We start from the raw sequence: 15927 nt of genomic DNA, 5'->3' as shown, positions 1-15927 counted from the left end.
TCAAACGAATAAGGAGGTCCTCTTCATGAAAAAGTTCCTGTCTATCCTGCTCGCGGCGATCATGCTGTTCGCGATGACCGCCTCCGTCCTGGCCGAAGGCGAAACCTTCCTCTGGGATAACTTCGACGACCGTGACCCCAACGCCAAGCCGGACCTGGCCCCCAACGGCGCCAACCTCTGGTGGGACAACTGGGCCAACCTGCGCGCCAAGAATGAAGACGGCGCCATCAAGCTCGACATGCGTCCCAAGGACTTCGATCCCGAAGACTACGAGAGCGAAGAAGACTATTTCGCCCATGCCGCCGACTGGATGGCCAACTGGGGCGAAGCCGTCAACATGTGGGCCCTGGAAAACATCTCCTACTGCAAGTACCTCAACATCCGCATCAAGGGTGCTGAAGGCGGCGAAGAAAACAAGCTGATCATGGACTGGCATCCCGAAGATTCCAAGTACTACGCAGCCCGCTTCTCCGACCTGGTGCTGGCGGACGGTTCCCATCCGGCCATCACGACCGAGTGGCAGGACCTGGTGATCGACCTGGAAGCCTCCGGATTCCCGGGCATGACCAACGCCTTCCACATCCGCGCTTTCGCGAAGTGCGTCATCTGGCTGGATGAGATCTCCTTCTCCGAGGCGGTCGCTCCCATCGATGCCTCCGGCTCCGATACCATCCTCGCCGGCCTGACCGCGCCGGAAACCGGCAAGCCCGGCGACCTGCCGATCAAGGACTACCTGGCTGAGCTCGAATAATCAAGGCTTTCACGGGCGGAGGCAATCCATTTTGCCTCCGCCTTTCCTGTATCCGAATATTGCGAAATCAAAAAAGAAAAGGTAAAATAGGATGAATTCCGCCGGGGGCCTTCCCTGCGGGAGAACAGGCACTGAAAATGTCGGAGAAAAACATGGTCACACTGAAGGATATTGCCGCGGAAGCCGGGGTCAGCATCACCACGGTGTCCAATGTGGTGCACAACCGGAAGAGCCGCGTGTCACCGGAGATGGTGGCAAAAATCGAGGAAATCATCGCGCGGGAGCACTACGCCCCCAGCATGTCGGCCCGTTCCCTGGCCAATGACCAGTCCAACATCATTGGCGTCATTTCGCATATCACCCCCCAGAACCCCGGCAGCACGATCGGCGACCCCTTCATGAGTTCCTTTGTGGACAGCATCGAGAAGCGCGTGCGGGAGGAAGGGTACTACCTGATGATCCGCGCCGTGGAGGACGCGGCGGAACTGGATTCGCTCAGCCGCAGCTGGCGCCTTTCCGGCCTGATCCTCACCGGTATGTTCCAGGATGACTTCTTCCGTACCGCCAGCAGCCTGGGCATTCCCTATGTGCTGATCGACAGCTATGTGGAAGATCCCAAAGCCTGCTGCATCGGCCTGGAGGATGAAACCGGCGGATATATCGCCACCAAGCACCTGCTGGAAAAGGGCCACCGCTCCGTGGCCTTCGCCTCCCCGTCCATCCGTCCCGGCGGCGTTATTGAAAAGCGCTTCATCGGCTACCGCCGCGCGCTGGAGGAATACGGAATCCCCTTCGACGCCTCGAAGGTCTTCACCCAGGAAATCACCGTGGACGAGGGCAAAAAGCTCGGCGTCACCCTGGCCTCCCGGCCGGATATCACCGCGATCTTCGCCTCCGCCGACATCCTGGCGGCCGGCATCATGTCCGGCCTCAGCGAACGCGGCGTCCGGATCCCCGAGGACAAATCCATCATCGGCTTCGATGACAACTACCTGGCCCAGCTGACCATCCCCAGCCTCACCACCATCCACCAGGATGCCAAGCGCAAGGGCGTCCTGGCCACGGACCTGATCCTGAAGTAGCTGCGCGGGGAACCCATTGACGAAAAGAACATCATCCTTCCGGTCTACCTGGTGGAACGCGGAAGTGTGATGACCTTCCGGTAAAAAACCGGATATAGAAAAAAGAACGGCAGCTGCCGTTCTTTTTTTGTTTACCGTTCCCGGATCTCCGCGCCTTCGTGCGTGATCTCCGCCATGAACCGCTTTCCGCGGGCCGTAAAGGGGAAAGCCAGTCGTTTCACCTGTTTCGGGAGCATGGGGTGCAGCTCCGCCTCCCCGTTCACCACCCGCAGGCCGCCAAAGCCCAGCGCGGCGATCATCCACGCCCCGCCATTGGAGGCGGGATGCGTTCCGCCGATATAGATTTCCCCGGCCCACTGTTTGCCGCCGCCGGTCACGTCGATGGACGCCGTGCGGACAAACAGGTCCCAGGCCGCGTCCAGCCTTCCGGTCCGGCAGGCCGCCAGGGCATACATGCAGGCCGAGAGGCTGGAGCCGTGCTCCGTCCGGGGCTCGTAGAACGCCCAGTTCGCGTCCACCTCTTCGTCAGTGAAATCCCCGGGGAACAGCGCCATCATGGCGATGACGTCCGCCTGCTTGATCACCTGCGTGGTTCCCGCCACGCCGTGGTCGCCGCCCCAGTATTCCTTCGGATGGACGAGCCGGCTGCGGACGGTGTCCAGCGGGCAGTCTTCCAGGTCAAAATACCCGTCAAACTGCTCAATGATTTCCCCGTGTTTCCGAACCCCGCGGATCCGGGAAACCAGCCCGCGAAGCAGTTGCCAGTCCCTCCGGTAATCCAGCTTTTCCAGCAGCGAGGCAAACCATTCCGGCCGGTCCCGGAAGACGTCCTCCAGCCGCAGGGCGCTTTCGACGCAGTGGCGGATCATGCGGTTGGTGAACGCGTTGTTCGTCACCCGCTCATGGTACTCATCCGGGCCGATCACGTCCGCGAAATCCACTTCATCGCTGTCCGCGTGGGCATTTGCCCGGCTGAGGTAAAACCGGGCGCACTGCAGGATCACCTCCGCCCCGCCGTTTTCCAGCAGGGAACGGTCCCCGGTCATCTCATAATAGCTGCGCAGCGCGTACACGATATCCGCGCTGATATGGATCTGCTTATCGCGGAAATACGTCCGCACCGGGCGGTGGGTAAATACGTCCACCACGTTGAAGTTCGTGCACCCCTCCGTGCCGCCTTCCTGGCTTTCCCAGGCATAGAACGCGCCGCGGTATCCGTATTCCGCCGCCTTCCGCAGCGCGCCCGGCAGCGTCTCAATCCGATACACCAGCAGTGACCGCGCGATCTCCGGCTGGGTATGCGCGAACATCGGGAAAAAGAAAATTTCCGAATCCCAGAAGATGGCGCCCTTGTACGTCTGCCCGGACAGTCCCCGGGCCGGAATGGACATGTTCCCCGCGTGCCGCGGCGCGATACAGTTCAGGTGGTACTGGCTGGCCCGCAGCGCGAACGCCGCCGCGTCGTCCCCTTCCAGCACCGCTTCGGATTTTTCCCATATATCGTCCCATGCCTGCATATGCTCCCACAGGCACGCGTCATAGCCTTTCCGTTCCGCCTCCCGGCATTCCGCCGCGGCGGCCCCTTTCGGGTCCTCCCCGTCCAGGGAGGTATACACCGCAGAGAAAAGATCCAGCGCCAGCGCTTCCCCCTGCCGGACCGCCCTCCGCCATACGCGGAACGCACCCTCCGGCCCGGTTTCGCAGCTTTCCTCCCCGCTGAAGCCGGCCGTTTCGCACTGCGCAGTCTCCACGGCAATTCCCTTTTCCCCGGTTACTGCCCCGCAGCGCAGAATTTCCCCGCCCTCTGCCTGCATGCGGAACAGGTGCGGGCCGTTGATATCCCAGATTTCCGCGGAAATGCCCGCGCGGATTTCCAGCATGCCGTCCCGCTTCGCTTCGATCCGCAGGCGGCCTGCCATCAGGTGGACCCGGGCCATGGACAGGAAGCGCTCGCTCATCAGGCGCACCGGGCCGAAGTCCGTATCCCGGCTGTACAGCCCGTACCGGTAGTCCAGCGCCGTCTCATGCTTCCCGGCCGCGGCGCAGTCCAGTGCCTCGCCGTCAAAGCGCAGGCGTACCGTCAGCCCGTGCGGCGCGTTCACCGGCTCCCGCCAGCGGTCGCCGTTCCGGTCGTACACACCGGCCAGGGTGACCGCCGCAAACTGTTCCGGTCCCGCCTCCTCCGGCGTTCCCCGCATGCCCATGTACCCGTTGGCGCACAGGAAGCGGTTTCCGTCGGAAGCCATGTTTTCCGGATCGTATCCGGTTTTTTTCAGAATCCGGTTCTCCATTCCACCGGTCCTCCCGTCAGTCATCCCGGGGAACCGGCAGTTCCCCTTTGCCCAGCAGGTATTGCCGGCCGTACACCTGGATGTTCAGCGGTTCGCCCTTCACCAGGGAGAAGGTCGTTCCTTCCTTTTCCATCCGTACCCGGATCACCCGGCCGCGGCACACCAGCGAGAATTCCAGCGTCTTCCAGCGTTCCGGCATCCGCGGCGCGAAGGACAGCATATCCCCGTCGCTGCGCAGGCCGGCAAAGCCGTACACGATATTCGCCCAGGCCATGGCAATGCTGGTGGTGTGCAGGCCTTCGCGGGTGTTGCGGTTGAAGTTGTCCAGGTCCAGCCGCGTGGCAAACCCGAAGAAACGCACCGCGTCGTCCATTTTGCCCAGTTCCGCCGCCAGGATGGAATGGATAGCCGGCGAAAGCGAGGATTCATGGATGGTCTTCGGCTCATAGTATTCATAGTTCACGCGCTTCACGTCCGTGCTGAAGGAGGAGTTGTACAGGTACAGGAACATCAGCACGTCCGGCTGCTTGATCATATCCGTGCGGTAGATCCGGTCGTAGGACCAGTGCTCATACAGCGGGAATTCGCTGACCGGCACATCGTTGATCTCCGTATGCGGCAGGTCGAAGAAGCCGTCATGCTGTTCAATCAGGCCGTTCTCCCCGCCGGGGATATACATGTTGTCCGCGATCCGCGTCCAGGTGCCGGGCTCGTCCGGATCCAGGGCGGTCTTTTCCGCCAGCGCCGCAAATGCCGCCGGCTCTTCCAGCCGCATCCGTCCCACAACCTGCGCGGCATACTCCAGCGTGCGCTTGCCCATGTAGTTGGTATACGCGTTGTTGTTCACCATCATGTGGAACTCATCCGGTCCCATCACGCCGTAAAAGCCGTATTTCCCGCTCATGCCGCCCGGGGCCGCCCGGCTGGCCAGGAACCGGGCGATCTGCAGCAGCATCTCCGCGCCGTATTCCCACAGGAAGCCTTCGTCCGCCGTCAGGTGCACGTAGTGCCAGATGCCGTAGGCCACCGCCGTGCTCGGCTGCAGCTGCAGGCTGGCATGCTGCCAGAGCGAACAGGCCTCGTCGCCGTTCAGTGTGGCGATCGGGTAGCACGCGCCTTTGCAGTCCAGCATCTTCGCGCGCTCCAGCGCCATCGGCAGCGTGTTGTAGCGGAACAGGAGCAGGTCCCTGGCCGCTTCCGGATTTGTGAACAGGTAGAACGGCAGGCAGCAGGCTTCGGTATCCCAGAAGGCATGCCCGTTGTACGCCTCGCCCGTCATTCCCTTCGCGCCGATGTTGTGGCGCATGCTGCCGCCGTTGTAGGTCTGGGCCAGCTGGAAGCTGCAGAAATGGATGCCCTGGGTTTCCGCCTCCACCGCGTCCCGCGTATCCGCGCCGGACGCCTCGATCCGGATATCGGAGATCTTCCAGTATGCGGCCCAGTATTTCTTCTGCTCAGCCAGTGCCCCGCTGAGGGAGGTCCGGGCGCAGGACTTCAGGGCTTTCAAGCCCCGGGCCCACAGTTCTTCCCCTGAACTTCCGTCAAACAGGATCACCACCCGCTTTTCAATCACGCAGGGTACGCCCTGCGCCAGTGCCGCCGTGCCGGTTCCGCGGGCGGTCTTTCCGCCGGTTTCCGCGGTGAATCCGCCGGGGATGTCCAGGATCGCGCCGGCAAACGCCTCCTGCCCGGAAAGCGTCGTGCGGGACTGCAGCATCAGCTTATCCGCCTCCGCTTCCGCCCGCGTTTCCTGCCAGAAGCATTTTTTGTATCCCTCGTGGATCACGTCAAAGCTCAGGCCGCAGGATACCTCGGCCTTCCCGGAGAAGTTCAGCGCCTCCAGGGTAATCCGCTGGTACGCCCGTTCCCGGCGCGTCATATCCGTAAAGCGCAGGAATGAAAGCTTCAGTTCCTTCCCACCTTTGGTTTCCCATACGAAGCTCCGCTCCAGCGTGCCGGCGCGCATGTCCAGCACCCGCCGGAAATCGCGGAAGCGTACCTTCCCCAGGTCCAGCTTCTCGCCGTCCACCGTGATATCCGTCATCAGCCAGTCCGCCGCGGGGATCATGAAATGGGTATGGTCGATAATCCCCCGGTAGGACCGCCGGAGCTCTTCAATATCATAAATTCCGTTGACGTAGGCGCCGCGCAGGCTGTCCACGCTGCCGCCCTCGTCAAAACATCCGCGCACGCCCATGGTCTCGTTCGCCAGGGAGAAAACGGATTCGCTCACCCGGGAATAGGCGGGATCAAATCCCTCCTCAATAATCTTCCACGGGTCCACCGCAAAATACCGGTCTGCTGTCTTTGCCATGCCTGAAAACCTCTTTCTGCCCTGCTCAGCCCTTGATACCCACGGAAACAGCGTTCTCCGTCAGCTGCTTCTGGAAGATGAAGAACAGGATAATGGGGGGAACCATCGCGAATACGACGGAGCGCATCATGGCGTCCGCATTCACCGTCTGCTCCGTGCTGAACACGAACAGGCGGACCATCACCGTCTGCTTGTCCGCGCCGCGCAGCACCAGGTACGGCAGCAGGAAGTCCGACCACGCCGCGTTGACCGCGAAGATCGAAATCACCGCGCAGATCGGTTTGGACAGGGGCAGCACGATGCGGAAGAAGGTCTGCAGCTGGTTGCAGCCGTCGATCCGGCTGGCCTCGATAATGGAGGACGGCAGGGATTCAAAGAACTGCGCGAACAGGATCACGTACATCGCGTTGGCGCCGAAGGACAGCCACAGCGGCAGGAAGGAGTTGCCCATCTGCAGCTTCTGGATGTTCATGAACAGCGGCACGATGCTGATTGTCGGCGGCATCAGCAGGGAGATCATCACCAGTTTCCGGACCGCCCCGTGCCCCTTCGGCTTCAGGATGCCGATGCCGTAGCCCAGCAGGCCGTTGAAGATCAGCGCGCAGGCCACGCTGCCCAACACAGAGATCAGGGAATTCAGGTAATTCCGCGCGATTCCCAGCTGGTTCCAGGTAGTCACAAACGGTTCCGGGTTGAAGGATTCCGGAATGATGGTCGTGCTGGAAACAAATTCCTTCAGGTTTTTGAAGCCCGCCAGGATCACCCACACCAGCGGGAATACCGCCAGCAGGACCACCAGGCAGCACAGGAAGATAATGAATCCGTACCCCGCCTTCACGGAGGGGGAATGCAGGTCGTATTCCCGGATCACGCCGGTATGCAGCGGCTTTTTCATTTTCATTCCCCTCCTTTCAGTCCCAGTCGGATTCCTTGCGGTTGAAGTATGAGTAAATTGCGGTCATCACCAGCAGGATCAGCGTCACGATCACCGCCACCGCGGAGGCCTTGCCGTAGTTCATGGATCCGCCGAAGGCATACTGCCACATCAGCTGCATCAGGGACAGGGACGCGTTATCCGGCCCGCCCTTGGTCAGCACCATCGGCTCGTACATAATCTGGAACACGGAAATGATCTGCAGGATCAGCAGCGTGCCCGCCAGCTTCCGGACTGCCGGAAGCATGATATGGAAGATCCGCTTCCATACGGACGCGCCGTCAATCGCCGCCGCCTCGTACAGCTCCGGGCTGATGCTCGACATGCCCGCCATATAGATCAGCGCGGTGGCGCCTGCACCCTTCCAGGTGGCAATCACGATGATGATCGGGATCACCAGCTCTGCCTTCGTCAGGTAGGACTGCTGCGGCACGCCGAGCCGGCTCAGCAGGATGTTCATCACGCCGGACTTTTCGCCGCTGAAAAACGCGGACCACAGGATAATCACCGCCAGGCCCGGCAGCATGTTGGGCAGGTACACCGCGGTGCGGAAAAAGCCCTTTCCCCGTGTGGTCTCCCCGATCAGCATCGCCAGCAGGATCGGCAGCACAAAGCCGATCAGCAGGGACCAGAACGTATAGGAGAAGGTGTTCTGCAGCGCCTGCAGGAAATCGTCCTTCCCGGTCACGCTGATGAAGTTGTCCAGCCCGATGAACCGGACCAGCTCCACGTTCCGGGTCTTGTACAGGCTCATCCGGATGCTCTCAAACAGCGGCTCCCATACGAAGAAGGTCATCAGCAGCAGTCCGGGCAGCATAATCAGCCAGGACTGGATGGTGCCCCGCAGCTTCGCGTGGGTCCGGATCCGGGTCTCTTGTCCGTTCATGGAATCATCTCCTGCCTTGTCAAAAAACATGCCGGCCGGACCGCCGGCCGGCATGACTTCAGTGCTCATTCAGTCAATAATCGTTGATTTCATCGTCCAGGTATTCCTGGAAGGATTCTTCCGCCTTCCGCAGCGCCTTTTCCACATCCGCGCCTTCCCGGGTGATCATCCGCTGTACCACGGCAGTCAGTTCCCGGTAAAGCTGCTGGGCGAACACCGGCTCCTCGGACTTGAGGGTAATCGTGCCTTCGCTCAGGGAGTCGAAGAAGTCCGCGTACAGGCGCATATCCACATTGCTGAACTCGTCCACGATGGCCTGTTTGGCATTGTTGTACGCTTCGTCCGTCCACGCGCTGATCGCGGGGATAACCGGGGCGCCGCGGTCCCGCTTGGCCGCGTAGTCCGCGCGCATGCCCTCGATGATCGCGTCATCCAGGAAGGGCAGCTTGCCCAGGATCTTCAGGTAGGCCATCAGGGCGACCGCCTGGTCGTTGGTGATGTTCGGGGCGAACATGTAGCAGGTACCGCCGGCCAGCGCGTAGCGGCCCGCGTCCCCCGCCGGGAACGGGATCAGCGCGAAGTCTTCCACCGGCAGGCCCTTGTTGGCCGTCGGCTGGTCCACGGAGTCGTCCGCCGCGAAGTTCATGGCCGCCTCGCCCGTGCCCAGCAGGGAGTGGGCGCCCGCCCAGTCTGTGGTGGTGGCGTCCGCGTTGAGGATGTCATACTTCCACTTCAGGTCCCGCATGTATTCCATCGCGGCGATACACTCCGGCGAGGTGAAGTTGCAAATCCAGCGGCCGTCCTCGTCCTGGTATTCCAGGGCGCTGTCGCCGACGCAGCCGAAGTTCCACGCGATGTTGGTGAACAGCCATCCGCCGTAGGTTTCGCTGGCCGGGAACACCAGGCCGGCTTTCCCGGTCTTTTCGCGGATGATCTGGCCGTATTCCGCCAGCTCCTGCAGCGTCTTCGGATAGATCGGCAGGCCTTCGTCATCGATCAGCCCGGCTTCGCGGAACAGCGCGATGTTGATGTGCATGCCCAGCACGTAGCCGTCGCGGGGCAGGCCGTAGATGCGGCCGTTCTCATCCGCCAGCATCTCCACATAGGAGGGGCTGAACTGCTCCAGCACGCCGAACTGCTCCAGCGCGTCCGTCACGTCGCCCACCAGGTGCTGGCTGATCAGCAGCTGCGGATCGGTGAACGGGGGCTGGAAGATGCTCGGGGCCGTGCCGCCCTTCGCCATGGGAACGTAGTTGCTCAGCGTGTAGGAGTAGTAGTCCGGCACCAGCGTCACGTTTGGATACTGTTTTGCCATCGTAGCCTTGTAGCCTTCAAACAGGGCCTTCTCCGCTTCCGGCGCGGTGTCCGCGGGCCAGTTGCCCAGGGTGATCGTGCAGGTGAGGTCCGCGTCGATCACTTCTTCCGCCCCGGCGGCCATCGTCATTCCGCAGAGAACGCACAAAACCAGCAGCAGCGATACCATCCTGAATATCCGGTTCATCTCTTCCGCCTCCTGATCTTTATGGGTCATATTTATGCAGTTGGTTTAACGCTAAACTTCGTGTATATTATAGCCTCACGGCAAGTCAGTTGTCAATGCCCATTTCAAAACTTTTTTCAAATTTCTGTCAAAAAAGGGCAGAAACGGTACCAGACATTGCAAAAGCGGCCTTCCGGCAGTTTGATGAAACCGGTGCTTTTATTTGTACTTCTTTTATGATATAATTTCTTATCAATATAGCACAATGCGAAACAGCGCAGCATATCAGCGGCAGTTCACGGCGGTGCCGTCCGCCGCCTGCCTGTTTCTTTCCGACCCAACCAACAAAGGAGAAACTGTGCATGACTGAACGGGAATTCATCAGTACCATGCCGGATCTTCCCTCCGCCGACCGGAGGCGCCTGATCCTGATCGTGGAGGATGAGTTTGTCAACCGGGAGATCCTCCGGATGATCCTGGAGCAGGACTATGAAACCGCGGTCGCGGAAACCGGCGCGGAAGCCATGGCGTTCATCCGGGAAAACCGGGAGACGCTCAGCCTGGTCCTGCTGGACCTGAACCTGCCGGACGGCCACGGCCTGGATATCCTGCGGAAAATGAAGGAGGATGAACTCACCTCCCGGCTCCCGGTCATCGTGCTCACCTCCGACAAGGAGGCCGAGGTGGAAAGCCTCAACTCCGGCGCCAGCGATTTCATCTCCAAGCCCTACCCGATGAACGAAATCATCCGCGCCCGGATCCGCCGTACCATCGAGCTTTCCGAAAACCGGGACCTGATCCGCTGGACGGAGCGCGACCAGCTCACCGGCCTGTACAACCGGGATTACTTCTACCGCTACGCCGGCCGGTACGACGTCTTCCATAAGGATGAGCCGACGGACGCGCTGATTGTGGACGTATATCACTTCCATATGATCAACGAACGCTACGGGAAAGCCTACGCGGACGAGGTCCTCCGGCGGATCGGCCGGGAGCTCCGCCGCCTGGTCGCTCCCTCCGGCGGGATTGTCTGCCGCCGGGAGGCGGATACCTTCCAGGTGTACTGCCCGCACCGGGAGGACTATGACGCGATCGCGGACAGCGTGTCCGCGGCGGCCGGCGGGGATGGCGGGAACCGCATCCGCGTCCGGATCGGCGTATACTCCTGTGTGGACAAGGCCATGGATATCTCCCAGCGTTTCGACCATGCCAAGAACGCCGCGGACCAGATCCGCGGGAGCTTCCAGAGCGCTGTCGCCTTCTATGACGACACGCTGCATGAAAAAGAAATCTTTGCCGAACACCTGCTGGACAGCTTCCAGGCCGCCCTGGAGCAGAAGCAGTTCGTCGTTTATTTCCAGCCGAAGTACAGTATCCGCCCGGATACCCCGGTGCTGTGCGGTGCCGAGGCGCTGGTGCGCTGGAAGCATCCGGAGCTGGGAATGGTCAGCCCGGGCGTCTTCATCCCGCTGTTTGAGGGCAACGGGCTCATCCGGGAGCTGGACAACTACGTCTGGCGCGAGGTCGCGGCGCAGCTGGGCGAATGGAAGCGCCGCCTCGGGTTCACGGTCCCCGTATCCGTGAATATGTCCCGGGTGGATATCCTGGACCCGAAGCTTCCCGAAACGCTTCGCGGCCTGGTCGCAGGCAGCGGGCTGGAATACTCCGACCTGCACCTGGAGGTAACGGAATCCGCCTATGCCCGGGACACCGCCCAGATCATCAGCACCGTCAACACCCTGCGCGATATGGGCTTTGTGATTGAAATGGATGACTTCGGCAGCGGGTATTCCTCCCTGAACATGATCTCCACGCTGCCGGTCGACGTGCTGAAGCTGGATATGCAGTTTATCCGCACCGCCTTCAGCGAAAACGGCAGTACCCGCATGCTGGAAATCGTGCTGGACATCGCCCGGCTGCTGAATGTGCCCATGGTTGCGGAGGGCGTGGAAACCATGGAGCAGATGAACGTCCTGAAACAGATGGGGTGCGACGTGGTTCAGGGCTACTGCTTCGCGCGCCCCATGCCCGCGGGGGAATTTGAACCGTATCTGGTAAGGAGGGAATGGCATGCTGACCATTGAAAACCTGCGCGCCTGGGGCGCGAACACGGAAGAGGCGCTCCGGCGCTGCATGAACAACGAGGCTTTTTACCTGGGCCTGGTCTCCCGCGCCATGCAGGACGATTCCATCGGGAAGCTGAAGGAGGCCGTGGAAGCCGGGGACCTGGAGCGCGGCTTTGAACTGGCCCACGCCCTCAAGGGCACCATGGGCAACCTGGCCCTGACCCCGATCTGCACGCCGGTGCAGGAAATCACGGAGCTGCTCCGGGCCCGCGCGCAGGCGGATTATGCGCCCCTGCTTTCCGAAATCATCGCCCAAAGGGACAAACTGATCGCGCTCCTCCGGTAAACCGGGCAGGCCCGCGTCGCAGACGCACAGCAAACGGACAGGAATTTCCTGTCCGTTTTCCTTATGCCCGTTGACACTCCCGGCGGGAAAACAGTATTCTGGATCATCCTAACTTTTTCCCTTCCCCGGCCGTCTAATAGATGTCATGACAGACAAAACCCCTTCGAAGAGGTACCGATGAAATGATGGAAGAACGTCCGTTTACACAGAAGCTGCTGGAGAGCGAGCCGATGCTGTACCGCATCGCCTGCGCGCTCCTCCGGTCGGAAGCCGACCGGCAGGACGCCATGCAGGAAACCGCACTGAAGGCCTGGAAAAACCGGGCTTCCCTGCGGGAGGAACAGTATTTCAGAACCTGGATTTCCCGGATCATGGTGAATGAGTGCCATAACCTGCACCGGAAAAACAGCCGATACGTCTCCGCAGAGGAACTGCCGGACCGGCCCGCACCGGATTCCGGCGAGCAGGAGACGCGGCTGATGCTGGAAAGCCTGCCGGAGAAGCAGCGCGTTCCGCTGGTGCTTCACTACCTGGAAGGGTTCTCACTGGAGGAGATTGCCCGGGTGCAGCACATTTCCCTGGCCCTGGTAAAATACCGGATGCACCAGGCCCGTAAAGCGCTTCGTGTGGAATGGAACGGAAAGGAGGAGTCGAAATGACAGAGCAGGAGCTTCGCAGCCGGCTGGAAAACCTGGCGGGTGAAATCCCGGCGGAAACGCACCGTGCCTTCCTTTCGGCGGCCTCTCCGGGAAAGGAAGCAAAAGTCATGAAGAAAAAGATATCGGCCGGACTGGTCTTCGCGCTGGTCCTGGTTCTGCTCGCGGTGGCTGCCATCGCTGCGGGAATCGGCTATAACCTGGAATGGTGGTATACGGAGCGCAACGGTGAAGTGGATCCGGCCGCGGTCCAGGCCATGATGGACCATCGGGTGGAAAACCCGGAACAGCAGCAGGCGGAAGACAGCCTGGTGAACGTATCCATCCGGGAGATTTCCCTGGTACCCGAATCCGGAACGCTGGACGTCCTGATCCAGGCATCCGTGAAGGATCCGGAGCACGATGAACTCCACAGTGCCTACGCGCTGGATGTGGACGGCTCCTATATGGGGCCGGGCGGCGATCCCGACCCGGAGGAGGACGGGGAAGACCGCGGCGTCCATTGGATGTGGGTGAGCGATCCGACCGGTGAAGGAGAATCCCGCCGCGGGCCGGTCCTGCAGGTGATGGATGACAATACAAAGCGCCTGCTGCTCATCGAGTGCACCGGCGTCACCTCACCGGAAGGAGTGCACGTACTCGGTTATCCTTCCCTGGATGAGTTCCGCACGCCGGAAGGCGAAGTCGTCTATGTGCTGGAATACACGCCGGAATGGATCAGCACGGAATACGACCGGCAGCAGGAAGCCTTCGGCAAAGAATATCCGAATATGAAGGAATATACGGACGGAAAGATCGCGGAAGCGCAGGCTGCCCGTGAAAAGCTGGCCGAAGGAATCCCCTGTGTCCTGCAGTACCGGCTTGTGGAGTATACGGAAGGCATGGATGACGAAGTCCTGTATACCGGCGGAACAACCGGGCAGGTGGAATTCGCCGTCCGCCTCACGGAAGGAGGGAACTGACATGATGAAACGACTGATTCTTTGCGCGCTGTGCCTGGTGATGGCTGTCTCCGCCTGCCTGGCGGAAGGAACCCCAACCGCATCGAACCGGTATAAAGCCAGTATGTTCAATGAAATCCCGGAAAAGACCATGAAGAAACTGTTCACCGAATACATGGCGCCGGGTTACAAGGTTGACTATGACACAGGACGCGCCTGGTGCCCGGACCTGATCATGAGCGGAGAAGCCTCCTACCCCTTTTACCAGGAAATTGAAGACAATGACAGGATCCGGGTCTGCCGTGAAACCGCGGAAAAGCTGTACCGGGCTGTCTATCCCGGCTGCGAACCGGAACTGCTTTCCGCCATGTCTTACCGGGATTACTGCCTCCGTGAACTGGCGGAAACCAGCAATATGGAGCTGAAAGACGGTCAGTGGTACTACCTGGGTTCGCCGATCACCCATGGGATGGAAGGCGCCCTGAAGGCAGCCGGTCTGCTTCAGGCATACCAGCGGGATAAGGCCGAACAGACAGATCCCTCCTGGATCATCCTGCATTACCATCCGGCTCCCGTCGGCGGCTTGCCCGTCAGCATATACATCTGGCCCGGTGAACGGTACTGTAACAATTACGGCTGCGTAACCACCTTTGTCTTTGACGGGAACAACCGCATCATATACGCCGACATGGGCGGCGGTTTCACCGTGGAACCCGTAAAGGGTACTGAAATCACCGTTTCAAAGGAGGATGCGCTCCGCATTGCCCGGGACCAGTTTGCGAAGGAGAAAACGGATAAGCCGACCGCTTACGGGTACGACTGGGGGGCTTATGTCGGCGAACCCGGTGTCTATGACGCCCTGCTGAAGGAACTGGGCCGGTCGTCCACCCATGCTGAAACCGTGCTGGAGGAGGATACCGGACGCCTGGTGATGTTCATGACCAGCAAATGGGAACTGATCCCCGCCTGGGAATTCCATGAAACAATGCAGGTCATTGCGGATGGGCAGGTCATTCAGGATCATTTCCAGGGAAGCATGAGTTACATCTATGTCTCCGCCGAGAACGGGGCTCCCGGACTCGAGTACGGAATCACAGGCGATTACGACTGATCAAATCCGGAGAGCCGCATCATGCGGCTCTCCGGTTTTTTTTGATTTTGGGGTTTGCTTCCGACGGCTCCGTGCCGGGCAGGATCTGTCCATCCAATATTACATTTCTTCTGTTAATCGTGGCAGTTTTTCCAGGCTGATGCCTGAAAGGGTCTTCATCTGACGCACGGCAAGCTCCCGCAGCAGCGTCAGCCGTTCGGCCTGTTCCTTTTTCTGTTCGATCAGCAATGCGTTGTAGCTTTCCATATTGGCCAGCACCAGCAGTTGGTTCAGACTGGCATAATCACGCATGTTGCCCTTTACGCCGGAATTGGCTTCCCGCCATTGTTTTGCTGTCATTCCGAACAGGGCCACATTGATCAGGTCCGCCTCATTGGCATAGGTGCAGGATATCTGTTCCGGTGTCAGATCCGGTGGAAGGAGATTCTCTTTGATTGCATCTGTATGAATCCGATAATTCAGTTTCGCAATTTCCCGGTTGAGGTTCCAGGATAAGGAAAGCCGGCTGTTCTCATCATATTTCAGGCGCTGATAATCCTTGATAATATACAGTTTGAATTCCGGTGAGATCCAGGAAGCAAATTCAAACGCTATATCTGTATGTGCATAGATTCCGCCGCCGTACCGTCCTGCTTTTGTCAGCAGTCCGACAGCGCCCAGTTTCTCTGTCCAGTCCTTAATGGAAAACACAAAAGCATTTGTACCGGCATTCTCTTTAAAGTTATCGAATTCGATAACTTTAAAACCCGGATTATGCAAAACCTCCCATAAACCGAGGAACTCAACAATATCCCTTCCGCGCAGCCAGTTATGAACTGTAATGGCAGGTTGAATACTCCTGTATTTTGCAATATCTGTCAGGGAGATATATTCATTCCTGTAATCCGTTGTATAGATGCCGATATCCAGTCCGCCGGCATGAATTGTGCCCCTTTTGACTGCTGCAGGCATAAGGCTCCTCCCTTCATATATGATAAATCAGGCATTTCATACTCTGTCTTCATTTTATCATTCCGGTTTCCGGAAGAAAAGACGAACAAACGAATTTCCTTTCTCAGAAAATCCCGTT

13 protein-coding genes are annotated in these 15927 nt (G+C 59.8%); 7 read left to right on the top strand and 6 right to left on the bottom strand.

What is annotated here, in order from left to right:
• Nucleotides 1-25: 25 nt before the first annotated feature.
• Complete coding sequence (locus tag JNO48_09680) at nucleotides 26-751, top strand: hypothetical protein (protein QTE67471.1); 726 nt, start codon at nucleotides 26-28, stop codon at nucleotides 749-751.
• A 152-nt stretch (nucleotides 752-903) separates the two neighbouring features.
• On the top strand, nucleotides 904-1833 hold the full coding sequence (locus tag JNO48_09675) for a LacI family DNA-binding transcriptional regulator (GenBank protein QTE67470.1): 930 nt from the start codon (nucleotides 904-906) through the stop codon (nucleotides 1831-1833).
• A gap of 131 nt (nucleotides 1834-1964) precedes the next feature.
• On the opposite strand, the gene JNO48_09670 is transcribed toward JNO48_09675, so the two are convergent.
• The 5 genes from JNO48_09670 to JNO48_09650 all read right to left on the bottom strand — a co-directional run bounded on the left by JNO48_09670 (nucleotide 1965) and on the right by JNO48_09650 (nucleotide 9759).
• Nucleotides 1965-4124 carry a glycoside hydrolase family 65 protein gene (locus JNO48_09670; GenBank protein QTE67469.1) on the bottom strand — a complete coding sequence of 720 codons (2160 nt, stop codon included), beginning with the start codon at nucleotides 4122-4124 and terminating at the stop codon, nucleotides 1965-1967.
• A 16-nt stretch (nucleotides 4125-4140) separates the two neighbouring features.
• Nucleotides 4141-6438, bottom strand: coding sequence for a family 65 glycosyl hydrolase (locus JNO48_09665; protein QTE67468.1), 2298 nt, complete (start codon nucleotides 6436-6438; stop codon nucleotides 4141-4143).
• Nucleotides 6439-6463: 25 nt separating this feature from the next.
• A complete protein-coding gene (locus JNO48_09660) occupies nucleotides 6464-7339 on the bottom strand; it encodes a carbohydrate ABC transporter permease (GenBank protein QTE67467.1) in 876 nt (291 codons plus the stop codon).
• A 10-nt stretch (nucleotides 7340-7349) separates the two neighbouring features.
• On the bottom strand, nucleotides 7350-8258 hold the full coding sequence (locus JNO48_09655; protein QTE67466.1) for a sugar ABC transporter permease: 909 nt from the start codon (nucleotides 8256-8258) through the stop codon (nucleotides 7350-7352).
• Between the two features lie 73 nt (nucleotides 8259-8331).
• Nucleotides 8332-9759 (bottom strand): extracellular solute-binding protein, encoded by a 1428-nt coding sequence (locus JNO48_09650; protein ID QTE67465.1) that lies wholly within the window; start codon nucleotides 9757-9759, stop codon nucleotides 8332-8334.
• 341 nt (nucleotides 9760-10100) lie between these two features.
• Here JNO48_09650 and JNO48_09645 point away from each other — a divergent pair, with 341 nt between their 5' ends.
• From JNO48_09645 to JNO48_09625, 5 genes are all read left to right on the top strand, one after another.
• Nucleotides 10101-11822: an EAL domain-containing protein gene (locus JNO48_09645; protein ID QTE67464.1), complete on the top strand. Its 1722-nt coding sequence runs from the start codon at nucleotides 10101-10103 to the stop codon at nucleotides 11820-11822.
• A complete protein-coding gene (locus JNO48_09640) occupies nucleotides 11809-12150 on the top strand; it encodes an Hpt domain-containing protein (GenBank protein ID QTE67463.1) in 342 nt (113 codons plus the stop codon). The genes JNO48_09645 and JNO48_09640 overlap by 14 nt, the downstream gene beginning before the upstream one ends.
• 182 nt (nucleotides 12151-12332) lie before the next feature.
• Nucleotides 12333-12809 (top strand): RNA polymerase sigma factor, encoded by a 477-nt coding sequence (locus JNO48_09635; GenBank protein ID QTE67462.1) that lies wholly within the window; start codon nucleotides 12333-12335, stop codon nucleotides 12807-12809.
• A complete protein-coding gene (locus tag JNO48_09630) occupies nucleotides 12806-13768 on the top strand; it encodes a hypothetical protein (GenBank protein QTE67461.1) in 963 nt (320 codons plus the stop codon). The genes JNO48_09635 and JNO48_09630 overlap by 4 nt, the downstream gene beginning before the upstream one ends.
• Nucleotide 13769: 1 nt before the next feature.
• Entirely contained in the window at nucleotides 13770-14858 is a 1089-nt protein-coding gene (locus JNO48_09625) for a hypothetical protein (protein QTE67460.1), read from the top strand.
• Between the two features lie 99 nt (nucleotides 14859-14957).
• Here JNO48_09625 and JNO48_09620 read toward each other — a convergent pair whose 3' ends face one another.
• Nucleotides 14958-15809, bottom strand: coding sequence for a KilA-N domain-containing protein (locus tag JNO48_09620; GenBank protein QTE67459.1), 852 nt, complete (start codon nucleotides 15807-15809; stop codon nucleotides 14958-14960).
• Nucleotides 15810-15927 lie beyond the last annotated feature (118 nt).

Source organism: Clostridiales bacterium (assembly GCA_017569285.1).
Taxonomy (GTDB): Bacteria; Bacillota; Clostridia; order Christensenellales; family Aristaeellaceae; genus Aristaeella.
This window is presented reverse-complemented; position numbering and strand designations above follow the sequence as displayed.

Coding starts and splice junctions, on each gene's coding strand:
- JNO48_09680 (QTE67471.1), top strand. CDS start 26: ATGAAAAAGTTCCTGTCTATCCTGCTCGCGGCGATCATGCTGTTCGCG.
- JNO48_09675 (QTE67470.1), top strand. CDS start 904: ATGGTCACACTGAAGGATATTGCCGCGGAAGCCGGGGTCAGCATCACC.
- JNO48_09670 (QTE67469.1), bottom strand. CDS start 4,124: ATGGAGAACCGGATTCTGAAAAAAACCGGATACGATCCGGAAAACATG.
- JNO48_09665 (QTE67468.1), bottom strand. CDS start 6,438: ATGGCAAAGACAGCAGACCGGTATTTTGCGGTGGACCCGTGGAAGATT.
- JNO48_09660 (QTE67467.1), bottom strand. CDS start 7,339: ATGAAAATGAAAAAGCCGCTGCATACCGGCGTGATCCGGGAATACGAC.
- JNO48_09655 (QTE67466.1), bottom strand. CDS start 8,258: ATGAACGGACAAGAGACCCGGATCCGGACCCACGCGAAGCTGCGGGGC.
- JNO48_09650 (QTE67465.1), bottom strand. CDS start 9,759: ATGAACCGGATATTCAGGATGGTATCGCTGCTGCTGGTTTTGTGCGTT.
- JNO48_09645 (QTE67464.1), top strand. CDS start 10,101: ATGACTGAACGGGAATTCATCAGTACCATGCCGGATCTTCCCTCCGCC.
- JNO48_09640 (QTE67463.1), top strand. CDS start 11,809: ATGCTGACCATTGAAAACCTGCGCGCCTGGGGCGCGAACACGGAAGAG.
- JNO48_09635 (QTE67462.1), top strand. CDS start 12,333: ATGATGGAAGAACGTCCGTTTACACAGAAGCTGCTGGAGAGCGAGCCG.
- JNO48_09630 (QTE67461.1), top strand. CDS start 12,806: ATGACAGAGCAGGAGCTTCGCAGCCGGCTGGAAAACCTGGCGGGTGAA.
- JNO48_09625 (QTE67460.1), top strand. CDS start 13,770: ATGATGAAACGACTGATTCTTTGCGCGCTGTGCCTGGTGATGGCTGTC.
- JNO48_09620 (QTE67459.1), bottom strand. CDS start 15,809: ATGCCTGCAGCAGTCAAAAGGGGCACAATTCATGCCGGCGGACTGGAT.